This window comes from Deferrivibrio sp., from assembly GCF_055117995.1.
In genome coordinates, this window is the sequence record NZ_JBSQOT010000043.1 from 1 (window position 1) to 12,541 (window position 12,541).

8 protein-coding genes and 1 pseudogene are annotated in these 12,541 nt (G+C 30.4%); 8 read left to right on the plus strand and 1 reads right to left on the minus strand.

Annotation, left to right across the window (positions count from 1 at the left end; translation table 11 throughout):
• Positions 1–490: 490 nt before the first annotated feature.
• From ACTCAF_RS09500 to ACTCAF_RS09535, 8 genes and pseudogenes are all read left to right on the plus strand, one after another.
• Positions 491–3,817, plus strand: a complete 3,327-nt coding sequence (locus tag ACTCAF_RS09500; protein ID WP_463063045.1) for a helicase-related protein — start codon at positions 491–493, stop codon at positions 3,815–3,817.
• Between the two features lie 15 nt (positions 3,818–3,832).
• On the plus strand, positions 3,833–7,129 hold the full coding sequence (locus ACTCAF_RS09505; RefSeq protein ID WP_463063046.1) for an Eco57I restriction-modification methylase domain-containing protein: 3,297 nt from the start codon (positions 3,833–3,835) through the stop codon (positions 7,127–7,129).
• A gap of 1 nt (position 7,130) precedes the next feature.
• Positions 7,131–9,869: a TrlF family AAA-like ATPase gene (locus ACTCAF_RS09510; RefSeq protein WP_463063047.1), complete on the plus strand. Its 2,739-nt coding sequence runs from the start codon at positions 7,131–7,133 to the stop codon at positions 9,867–9,869.
• A 92-nt stretch (positions 9,870–9,961) separates the two neighbouring features.
• The gene (locus ACTCAF_RS09515) at positions 9,962–10,099 is read left to right on the plus strand and encodes a hypothetical protein (protein WP_463063048.1); all 138 of its coding nucleotides are present in this window, start codon (positions 9,962–9,964) and stop codon (positions 10,097–10,099) included.
• A 4-nt stretch (positions 10,100–10,103) separates the two neighbouring features.
• Positions 10,104–11,561, plus strand: a complete 1,458-nt coding sequence (locus ACTCAF_RS09520) for an ATP-dependent nuclease (protein WP_463063049.1) — start codon at positions 10,104–10,106, stop codon at positions 11,559–11,561.
• Positions 11,554–11,685 (plus strand): hypothetical protein, encoded by a 132-nt coding sequence (locus ACTCAF_RS09525; RefSeq protein WP_463063050.1) that lies wholly within the window; start codon positions 11,554–11,556, stop codon positions 11,683–11,685. Before ACTCAF_RS09520 ends, ACTCAF_RS09525 begins: the two co-directional genes overlap by 8 nt.
• Positions 11,686–11,717: 32 nt before the next feature.
• Entirely contained in the window at positions 11,718–11,936 is a 219-nt protein-coding gene (locus ACTCAF_RS09530; protein WP_463063051.1) for a YdbC family protein, read from the plus strand.
• A 54-nt stretch (positions 11,937–11,990) separates the two neighbouring features.
• Positions 11,991–12,187, plus strand: a pseudogene (locus tag ACTCAF_RS09535) (IS256 family transposase); the annotation flags it as partial.
• Between the two features lie 71 nt (positions 12,188–12,258).
• On the opposite strand, the gene ACTCAF_RS09540 reads toward ACTCAF_RS09535, so the two are convergent.
• Positions 12,259–12,541, minus strand: a 283-nt coding sequence (locus ACTCAF_RS09540) for a PD-(D/E)XK nuclease domain-containing protein (RefSeq protein WP_463063052.1), incomplete at its 5' end; no start/stop codon positions are given.

The window sequence follows — 12,541 nt, forward strand, 5'->3', positions numbered from 1 at the left end:
CAGCAAAAAAAATTAAGGTACTCAGATATTCTTGAGGAGGCATTTAATGGATAAAAATATTTCAAGGGGGATGGGTGACACAATTAAGTTGACACTACCGAAAAGTTTCCTTTTTTGGTGAAAAATTCACCAAAATAACTTTTAAAAAATGAAAAATTTTACTCACACTAATGGGAACTAAATAGGCACTACTTTTGTCAAATGGTGAAAATTTTCGCCAACTCCTCCGATAGCCTACTCATTATTTATCAATAGGTTATAGACATTTTTAGGTGTAAAAAGACTAGTTGCATAACTTCACACTCCCGCCAATTATTTTTATTTATCAAAATGTTAACTCTTATAGATTTTCTATTTCCCTCTGTTTTGCAAAATAGTAAGGTCTCTCCGAAACATGTGTATAAAAAAGTAAGCAAGTTTTTCTATTATCATTGACAAAAAATTGAATCAAATGTTAAAATGACATATTACTAATTGTTTTGGGGGAGTTTTGAGTAACTTTATAACTAATCAGCCGGAAAAAATTCTTAAGAGCAGGCTAAATACTCTTATAAGCGTAAGTAATGAATTAAAATTTCTTGTTGGCTTCTTTTACTTCTCTGGTGTTCAAGAGCTTTACGAATCTTTGAAAAGAAATGACAACTTTACTTTAAAAATACTTGTCGGGCTTGGTGTAGATCAACTCAATGGTCAAATATTTGAAAATACTTATGAAAATCTTACAAGCGATCATGAGATTGTGGAATTGTATTTAAAAAGTGTCAAGCAAGCCATTAATACAGATGAATTTGACAGCAAAGTGTTTAATGAACAAGTTGATTTTTTCATCAATTTGATTATTCAAAATCGCATAATAATTAGAAAAACAAGTTTTCCAAATCATGCAAAGCTTTATTTATTTAAGCTCAACGACACACAGGTGGGCAGAAAAAATATTTTTATAACAGGAAGTAGTAACCTTACAAAAGCGGGTGTGCTATCTCAAGATGAATTTAATGTAGAAATATCTGATTATGGATTTGAGGAAGCAGAAAAATATTTTGACAATTTGTGGGAAACCAGTATCCCTTTGACGGAAGACGCCATTTTAAAAGATACTCTGATAAATATAATTTATGAATCGACTCACTTGAAAAAAGTTACCCCATTTGAAGCCTATTGTTTTACATTAAAGTCATATTTGGATGAATTTGAAAATAAAATCGAGTTACCCATTGATATAATTCTTGAAAAAAGTGGCTATAAGAGTTTTTCTTACCAAATAGATGCAGTAAAACAAGCCCTATCTGTAATAGAAAAACATCGAGGCGTTATTATTGCAGATGTAGTTGGCCTTGGTAAAACAGTTATAGCAAGTGCCATAGCAAAATCATTAAATAAAAGGGGAATAGTTATTGCTCCGCCTGGACTTGTTGGTGATGAAAATAATAAATCAGGTTGGCGGAAATATTTAGAAGATTTTGAACTATATGACTGGAGTGTAAGGTCTTTAGGTAAGCTGGAAGAGACTTTGGAGTTTGTGAAAGAGAGAGGCGATATAGAAGTAGTCATTGTTGATGAGGTCCATAGGTTTAGAAATCAAGATACAAAAGATTACGATCTATTACAAAATATATGCAGAGGCAAAATAGTAATTTTGCTAACAGCAACGCCATTTAACAACAAGCCATCGGACATATTTGCTCTGATAAAGCTTTTTATTACCCCAAAAAAATCATCCATAACAATTGAAAATAATATCGACTCTATTTTTAGGGTACTTGAAAATACTTTTAAAGATCTAACCTACATAAAAAGGTATTTTAATCATCCTGATATTAAAAAACAGGAAAATGCCTTAAAAAAATATAAAAGAATATACAATTCCGACATCATAGACTTAAACACAGTCAACAATGACATTAAAAGTATATCCAAAAATATTAAAACTATCCTTGAGCCAATAATCATCAGAAGAAATAGGATAGATTTGAAAAGAAATGAAAAATATAAAAAGGAGATAAAAACTCTTTCGGAAGTAAAAGACCCGATAGAATGGTATTTTGAATTGAATGATGAGCAAAACGATTTTTATGACAAAATCATAACAGAATACTTTGCCGACGCAGAGCTAAACGGTAAATTCAGAGGTGCAATATACAGGCCTTATGAATATGAAGAAGGTCTGATAGAGACTGAACATCTTGACGGCACAAAAATTGAGAAACTTCTTGACTTTCAACAACAGAGAAACCTTTTTGATTTTATGAGAAGACTTGTGGTAAGAAGATTTGAAAGCTCTTTTGGAGCTTTTAAAAAAACCGTAGAAAATTTTAAAAGGGTTCACGAAATAGTCTTAGAGTTTGTAAATAAAACAGGGAAATACATTCTTGATAGAGATTTAATAGAAAAAATATATGAAATGGATAGCGATGAGATTGAAGCTCATCTTGTAGAATACAAAAATAATATATTAAATGGTGTTTACCCTAAAAAACATAAAATTTATGAAGTGAGTAAGTTTAAAAATAAAAATTTCTTAAAGCATATATCAGAAGACATAATGCTTTTTGAGTCTGTCCTTGAAGATATTGAAGCACTTAAGCTTGTTCATAGTGACCCTAAAACAAAATGCATAATTGATAATATAAAGATTTCCTTGGAAAAGGAGCCAAAGAGAAAAATAATAATCTTTTCCGAGTTTGTAGATACTGTAAAATATCTTGAACCTGTTTTTTCCAATACATTTAACAACAAAGTGTTAGTAGTGGCCGGTAATATTTCTAATAATAAGATTGATGAAATTTACCAAAATTTTGACGCCAGCTATAAAACACAAAAAGATGACTATCTTATCCTTCTTTGTACTGACAAAATTTCAGAAGGTTTTAACTTAAATAGAGCCGGTATGGTCATAAATTATGACATACCTTGGAACCCGGTTAGGGTAATACAAAGGCTTGGCCGAATCAATAGGATTGGCAAAAAAGTATTTGAAAGCCTTTATATCGTAAACTTTTTCCCCACAAAAAAAGGTGGAGATATCGTTCAATCAAGAGAGATTGCGCAAAACAAAATGTTTATGATACATAATACCTTGGGAGAAGATGCCAAAATATTTGATGAAAGCGAAGAGGTATCTCCATCGATGCTTTTTGATAAAGTCATGGCAAATCCTGAAGCTATGGAAGAAGAAAGCTTTTACACAAAAGTTTATAATAAATTTTCAGAAATCAAAAAGCTTTATCCGGAAGTCGTAGAAAAAGTAAAGACTTTCCCCACAAGGGTAAAAACAGCAAAACAGTTCACGGAAGACAATTTAATAGTATTTATGCGCAAAAATGCCCTTTATGCCATGGTGTATGATTACACAAACAGCGAGTTAAAAATTACTTCGTTTGAGGATGTATTCGACAAGGTGGAAGTTGACTACGATGAAAAACGTCTTGAACTTAGTGATAAATTTTGGGATGCATATGATAGTATCAGAAATTACAAAGAGAAAAATATAATGGGCACATCTGCCCAAAGTATAGAAAAAAAAGCATATAATGTTATAAATTATGCACTTAAAACAAAAAATGAAATGTTTCGCCCCCTAAAAAAGTTTTTGAGCACACTTAAAAATGACCTTACAAACTATGGGACATTATCTGATTATACCCTTAGACGAATTGCTAATCTTGAGAATAAAAAAGATGATGTTATTGCAAATGAGCTCGAAGTTTTAAAAAATGAGCTTGGGGAAGACTATCTTTCAGAAGAATCTAAAAAATCTCACTCTTTAAAAAAAGAGATTATTATAGCAATAGAAAATATAGCTCCGCCAATTACTTAAGCTTAAGAGGTAGTTATGAATGAAAAAGAGTTGTTAAAAGAGATCATAGGAAATTTTAATATAGAAAAATGGAATGCTTTTTTTAGCAGAAAAAATAGAAAATTTAAAAAAGAAACAGACTTCCCGGAGCTTACAAATTACGGTTTTTCATCTTTTACCAATGGCTTAAAACACGGCATCATCCCCATTGAAGACGATGAGCTTTTAATCTCTTCTTTTAAAGTTACAAAAAGCCTTACCGAGCGATCCGGCAAAAAAGAGCAATATGAGCTTGCCAAAAAAATACTCAAAGAAGACTTAACATTTTCAGGCGGAATATTTATTTTCTATGATGAAAATGGTAATTTTAGATTTTCACTTATCACCAAAATATACGAAAGGACATCAAAAGGTATCAAACAAAGCTTTACCAGCTTTAAGCGATATACCTATTTTGTGTCAAAAGAGTTAACCAATAAAACATTTATCGAACAGATTTCAAGCGCCGACTTTACAAGCTTAGAAAAAATCATTTCTGCTTTCAGTGTAAAAAAAGTTACAGAAGAATTTTACAAAGAACTTTCCAATTGGTACCATTATAGTTTGGATAAAATTAAATTTCCTGCCGATTTGGAAGAGATGAAAAATGATGACAAAAGAAATGCCGTCAATCTTATAAGGCTCATTACCAGAATTATCTTCATATGGTTTTTAAAAGAAAAAGATCTCATCCCTAAAGTAATCTTTGATAAAGACTTTGTGGCAAATATATTAAAAGATTTTAACAAAGATCATAACAGCCATTATTACTACAACGCCATCCTTCAAAATCTATTTTTTGGCACACTAAACAGACCGATGAATGACAGAAAATTTGCCAAAAAAGGGGATTTTCAGGTAAATAAAAATGAATTTGATGTTAAAAACTTATATCGCAACAGTGATTTTCTTACTATAACCGAAGAAGAGTTTATAAGTCTATTCCAAAAAGTCCCTTTTTTAAATGGAGGACTTTTTGAATGCCTTGATAAAGGGAGTATTTATGTAGACGGATTTTCAAGGAGAGAAAACAAGATTGCCATTGTCCCCGACTATCTGTTCTTTTCTGACGAAATGGAAGTCGACTTAAAAAGATACGGATTTAAGCAAAAGGAAATTTTCAAAGGGCTTATAAATATCTTGCAAGAATATAACTTTACAGTCGATGAAAACTCTCCGGTAGATGAAGAGATAGCTCTTGACCCTGAGCTCTTGGGAATGGTTTTTGAAAATCTACTTGCCTCTTACAACCCTGAGACTCAAGAGACAGCTCGCAAATCTTCGGGCAGCTACTATACGCCGAGAGAAATTGTAAATTATATGGTGGATGAGAGCTTAATAGCTTTTTTGAAAAACTATATAGATGAGCTTGATGAGGATACTATTAGAGACATTGTAAATTATAATGAAAAAAAGATACCTATTAATAATGATGTAAAAAATAAGATTGTTCGCTGCATTGCTGATTTAAAGGTGCTTGACCCAGCGTGCGGCTCAGGTGCATTTCCAATGGGGATGCTTCACAAGTTAGTTTATATTCTCCAAAAGGTAGATGCCGATAATAAAATTTGGCAAGATATTCAGATAGAAAAAGCTATACTTGAGTCTGAAAAAGTATTTGCAGATACAAAGGATAAGACGGAAAGAGAAGAAATATTAAAGCAGATAAACGAAGCATTTGATGAGAGTATCAATCACCCGGACTATGCCAGAAAACTCTTTATAATAGAAAATTGCATTTATGGTGTGGATATTCAGCCAATTGCAATACAAATAAGCAAACTCAGATTTTTTATCTCCCTTGTAATAGATCAAAAAGTAGATGATGAAAAGGATAATAGAGGGATACTGTCACTGCCAAACCTTGAGACAAAATTTGTAGCTGCAAATAGCTTGATCGCTCTGCTAAAACCTATGCTTACAGTGGCTGAACTTTTATCCGAAAATTACCAAGAGATAGAAAAAATAAAAGAAAAGCTTGCTGGTTTGAGGCACAGGCACTTTTCAGTAAAAACAAGAGCTCAGAAAAAGAAACTATATGATGAATACTCTATTTTGAGGAATAGGTTAGAAAAGCTGCTTGAATCAAGTGATTTTGAGCATGAGGTGGCTCATAAGATAGCTCAATTTGATATATTTGACCAAAATAAAGTCACAGATTGGTTTGACCCTGAATGGATGTTTGGCGTTAACAGTGGCTTTGATATTGTGATTGGAAATCCGCCGTATGGGATAAAAGTTAAACCTGCCATAGTTAAAAGCTATAAGTTTTTTGATAGGCAAAAAAACTCCGCTTCTTTTTTTATGGAGTTTGCAGCTAGAGTAGTTAAAAATCGAGGAGTTATATCTTATATTGTACCAAAATCATTAACTTTTTCTGAAGGCTGGTACAAAACAAGATATTTAATTCTAAATTTAAATATGCTAAATATTGTCATCGACGTAAGTAAGGCATTTAAAAATGTCAAACTTGAGCAAGTTATTGTCGTTTACCAAAAAGAAAGTGCTAGTACTGAATATAAATTTTCAACTGGCGAAAGCTGGAATTCAAGAATAAACATGATAGGTAGCTCTACAAAATCTTTGGCGGAAAAATTAAATATTATTCCTATTTACATAAATAATAAAAAAAATGAACTATTAAATAAGTTACTAAACAATTCTGTTTTGATGGGAGATATTACTATAACTTATAGAGGACTTCCTTACCAAAAAAAAATCACTCCTGCTGGAAATATCCCTATACTAAGAGGAAAAAATATAAAAAAGTATGTTCTTCATGGAAAAATAGAAAAGGCTATGATATCAAGTAATGAGTTATATAGTAAAAAAATACAACAGCTCACTAATAAAAAGATCGTATCTCAAAATATAGTCGCCCATGTAATGAATCCTTATGATAGAATAATAATTATGAGTTTTTTTGATGATGAAGGCAAGTTGACTTTAGATACAGTTATGAATACCTTTATAATAAATGAAAATTATAGTATTCAATACATACTGGCATTACTAAATTCTAGGTTAGCAGAGTGGTTTTATTATTGGTTTGTGTACAATAGAGCCATAAGAACTATGCATTTTGATAAATATTATATAGATAAACTCCCCGTTAAAATAATTGATCCAATAAATCAACAAAATATCATAAACATCGTCGACCAATTATTATTAGTAAAAAAACAATGTTCAAATTCAAATACCTCTCACTTTGAACAAAAACTTAATCATCTTATTTATAAAATTTATGATTTAACAGAAGAGGAGATAAAAATAATAGAAGGTGGTGGATAATATGAGCACAAAAAAATTTCCAAAAGGTTCAGAATGGCGTAAATGGGATTTGCATGTGCATACGCCATATTCTATTATTAATCACTATAAAGGAAGTAATGATGATGATAAATGGGAAAACTTTATTAAAGATTTAGAAAATTTACCACAAGAATTTAAAGTTTTAGGTATCAATGATTATCTGTTTATTGAAGGTTATAAGAAAGTAATTGAGTTTAAAAATTGCGGCAGACTAAAGAATATTGACCTCGTTTTGCCAGTAATAGAATTTAGAATAGAAAAGTTCGCAGGGCATAAAGATTTTAAAAAAGTAAATTTTCATGTCATCTTTTCCAATGAACTTAGCCCCGATATAATTCAAAATCAATTTCTAAATGCATTAAAAGTTAAATTTAAATTATCTCCCGGATTATATGGGATTAATTGGAGTGGTGTTATAACAAAAGAAAGTCTTTCTGATCTTGGTAACAAAGTTAAACAATCTATCCCTGCAGATAAGAAAAAAGATTTTGGTTCAGACTTACAAGAGGGATTTAATAATTTATGTGTTGATGAAAAAGAAATAATAAATATTCTTAAAAATAATTCCTATTTAGCGGGTAAGTATCTAACGGCTATCGGAAAAACAGAATGGGAAAGTTTAGCATGGAATGATCAAAGTATAGCAATAAAAAAGGATATTATAAATAAGGCTGATATTGTTTTTATTTCCGCTGAAGATGTTGGTAAATATAATTTAGCCCAAAATAAGTTGACCGAACAACAGGTAAATAATCTATTATTAGATTGTAGTGATGCCCATTATAATTCAGATTCCAATCAAAAAGACAGAATTGGCAAATGTTTCACCTGGATCAAAGCTGACCCAACTTTTGAAGGGTTAAAACAGATTATTTATGAACCAGAAGAGAGAGTTAGAATTCAAGAGATCAATCCTGAATTTGATTTTGATAAACCTACTTTTTCTAAAATTACAATTCATAATGAAGTAGAAATTTTTCAAAATGAAAAAGTTAAATTCAACAAAACTGAACTACCTTTTAATAAAAATCTGGTAACTATAATTGGTGGAAGAGGGACAGGCAAAAGTTTATTATTAAATTACATGGCGAATACCTTCAATAAATCAGTGCTTGCTTATCACAATAAAGATAAACAAGCTAAATTTAAAAATTCAGAACATTTTATAATTAATTGGCAAAAGAATAACAATCCTCAACCTGATACTATGACTTTTAATTGCAAAGAAAAAGGTAGTTTGGATTTTATTTTTATTGAACAAGGCAGATTAAAAAACATATCTGATTATAAAATTCTGTCAGATGAAATTAAAAAATTATTAAAAATAGAAGAACTGAAATTTGATGAGAAATTAGATGCAGAGATAATGACCTTATTGGAGGAAATTAAAAAATTAAAAGATTGGTTTGAGTATGAAAATGAAAACGGAGAGAAAATAAACAATAAAGAATTTAACGAAAAGAAAAAACAAGACGCAAAAAAATTATTAGAAACTATAACTACAACGGAGAATAGGCAAAAATTAGAAACTTACACTTCAAACATAAAGAAAATAAGCGAATACAGTAATTGGTTAAATGTTTTGAAAGAATTAAAAGAAAGTCTGCAAAATTATCAAAAAGATACAAATGAAGTTATAGGTAAAATAATTTCCGAAATACAAACTGAAATAAATAATGCAAGCATTCCTATCATTGATTTTAATAATCAAATAAAAGCAATAGAATCAATAGAAAATAATTTACAAGGATTATTAAAAAACAAGGAAGAAGAAAACAATAAAATAAAAAAAGAATTTGAAGAGCAAGGATACAAAGGAGATTTGAACACTTTATTAAACAATGCTGAAAAATATCAAAAAGACATTCAGGAAGCCACAAGTAAACTGGAAGAAATTGAAAAGAATGAAAAAAAAGTGAATGAAAAAATAATAGAAAGAAGTAATTTAAGAGAAAAGTTAAAAAATGAATATGAACGACATAAAATGACAATTGACGATGCTTGGAATAATTTACTTAATAATTTTTCAGAGAACCAAAAGCAAATTATAAGCAAGGTATTAGAGCAAAGAAATATTGCAATAAATGGACAAATAATTTTTGATATAAAAAAGTTTGATGAAAAATTAAAGGATTATCTAGATCTTCGAACATATAAAAACCTATCAAATGATTTGGGAATTGAAATTATAGAGGACTACTGGAATTTCATTGAAAATAAATTACATGAATATCTCGAAGGGAAAAAATCAGAAACCACAAAAAAACCATTGGAAGAATTATTCTTTAATCTCAAAAACAGAAGAGATTATCTTTATGTCGTACCTGAAATAAAATATTTAGGTAAAACACTTGATCAATTATCTGTGGGACAAAGAGGCACATTATATCTTTTGATTCAATTAGCTACAAATGCATTTTCTTCCCCTTTAATTTTTGATCAACCAGAAGATGATTTGGATAATGAATTTATAACGAATGAACTTGTTAGCTTATTCCAAGAATTAAAAAAGTATAGGCAAATTATAATTTCAACTCATAATGCTAATTTGGTAGTAACAGCAGATGCTGAACAAGTTATTGTTGCAAATAATAAAAATGAAATTTTATCATATTCATCAGGTTCTCTTGAAAACCCAGAAATTATTAAAAATGTATGCAGAATATTAGAGGGTGGGGAGATAGCATTTGAAAATAGGAAGCGTAAGTATAATCTTTAAAAATAAAACTTTTGATTCGTGGCAAGAAAATTAATAATTACAAGCCTATCTCCCCTGCGAACTAGTCGCATGTAAGGCGTATAGAGGAGCTGGTGGATAAGATATTGGTGGCAAAGAAACAGAACCCGCAGGCAGATACGAGCGAGTGGGAAAGGGAGATAGATAATTTGGTATATTTGCTGTATGAATTAAATGATGAAGAAATAAGAATAATTGAAGGAGGGGAATAAGACTATGATAAAAAAGGTTAAAATCGAAAACTTTCGTTCAATCAAAAATCAAGAAATTGAATTAAAAAATTATACAATTTTTATTGGTGATAACGGAACGGGTAAAACATCGTTTCTTGAAGCAATTAATTTTGCTTTATCACCTTCATTTTTGTCTGGAAGAATTAAACATACAGATTTCTATAACGGGGAGGATAATCCTATAAACATAGAAGTTGAATTTAAAGAAAATTTGAAAGCACAACTTCCAGATGGGTATGTAAAACAGGAAATTCCTTTTAAGCAAGTGCTATTAAAAATAAAATTTAGAGGACGTAAAGCGCCAGAAAAAGCATTCTCTGATTTAGTAGTTATTGAACATAGAATTGAACCGTCTGAATCAGTATCAAGAACTGCAAATGGTTGGTCAATAAAAAGAAAAGGTGGAAGCGATTTTAATTTTAGAGATCATCTATTAGCTTTGAGTATAATAGAAACAGAGGATTTACCCAGAAGTTTTTACTTCAATAAAGGCAGAGATAAACAATTACAAAGAGGTTTTAATTCATCAATAAATACTGTATTTGATGATTTCAACTGGCGATTTTTAAAAAATGAAAGAAGTAAGGATTTCTTTAGTGATAAAAACAAAATTGAAAAAGAAAAAATACTGGATTTAATTGATATAAAAGAAAATGTTTTTAATAAATTAAATGGAAAACTTAAAATTTTTGGCATAGAAGAGGTAGATATTTCCTTTATTGATGGAAAATCACCATTCAATAACGCTTTTTTGAGTAGGAAAAAGGATATTGATTTACCTGTTAAATATCTTGGTTCAGGTGTGGAGATGATAATCTCTCTTATGTTTCTTGAAACAATGGCTTCCATGTCAAAAGAAAAACTTGTTATTCTGATTGACGAACCCGAACTACATTTGCATCCTTCTTTGCAATACAAACTTTCTGAATATTTAGAAAATATTTCAAAAAACCATCAGGTTATTGTTTCAACACATTCACCAATATTTTTTAAGAATTGTATTAGAAAAGAAAATATTCAGTTGTTAGTAGCTAATAATGAAAATGGTGAAGTTCAAATTAAAAAAAGCGAAAAATTTGGTTTGTTTCCCTGGAGCCCAAGCTGGGGTGAAATAAATTATTTCGCTTTTAATCATCCTACTATAGAATTTCACGATGAGTTATATGGTTATTTGCAAGAGAAGTCGGAAAAATATAAGCAAAGCGATTTTGAAAAATGGCTTGCAGATAATGGAATTCAGACGAGTAAAAAATGGACAAGAGAAAAAAATGGACAACCACAGCAAGAGGAAGATGTAACTTTGCCGACATTTATAAGAAATAAAGTTCATCATCCAGAAAATCAAAATATGAGAGACCAAAATTTCAGCGATGAAGAATTGAAAAACTCTATTGAATTATTGATTAATATAGTTAAAAACCATCATGGAATTATTGAATAAAATATTAGTGAAAAATGCTTCGGACAGCTCAGCATCCAACTCGCAGACGGATACAAGCCAGTGGGAGCGGGAAATAGATGAACTTGTTTATCAGCTTTATAATTTAACCGAAGAAGAAATATAAATAATTGAAAATAATAAATAAAAGGAGAGGTTATGAGCGAGATAAAATATGAAATCGTGGAAAGAATCGCTATTCTTTCTGAAAAAGGTAACTGGACTAAAGAGCTGAATAAAGTGAGTTGGAATGGTCGGTCTGCAAAGTTTGATTTAAGAGACTGGAATCACAAAGATGGTAAAATCGGCAAAGGTGTAACTCTTACTGAAGAAGAAATTGCAAACCTAAAAGAAGTACTAAATACTCTTGGAGTATAAAAGACCGTTTATAATCCCATCCCAAGGTGACGAAAATACCTTATAACTAAATACGTGCACAGGCAATTTATGAAACTCACAAAGACTAAGGGTGGTTCCCATAATGAAAACAGGCTGTTAAAAACGATTTATATGGTTGTTTTAAACGCTCAAGAAGAAGTGGACTATACTTTATTAGAAATTGGAGCCTTACCCTTTCTCAGTTATCTATCTTTTTTGAGGGAAGGCTCGACAAATATTTAAACCTGTAGTAATGTAATAAAAGGATAACTAAGGTGACACGGAATTATGAACACTACCTTAGAAATTGGAGCCTTACTTTTCAAAGCTTTTCCCACTCAAAATTTACCACATTCTTTTGTTCAGAGCTAAATTCGATGCCGATAAGATAGATTTGTTTGCCTTCATTTAAATATTTCTCAGCATAATTTCTCTCTTTGATTTGCCTTAAAGCTTCACCTTGTTGCCCGTCAACCTTAAACTCCAAAATATAAATCTTATCCCCCACAAAAAGTGTCAAATCTATCCTGCCCTTATTTGTAATATCCTCACCGATTATATTTATCCCAAGGGATGCAAGATATGCATAAATCACGCTGGCATAA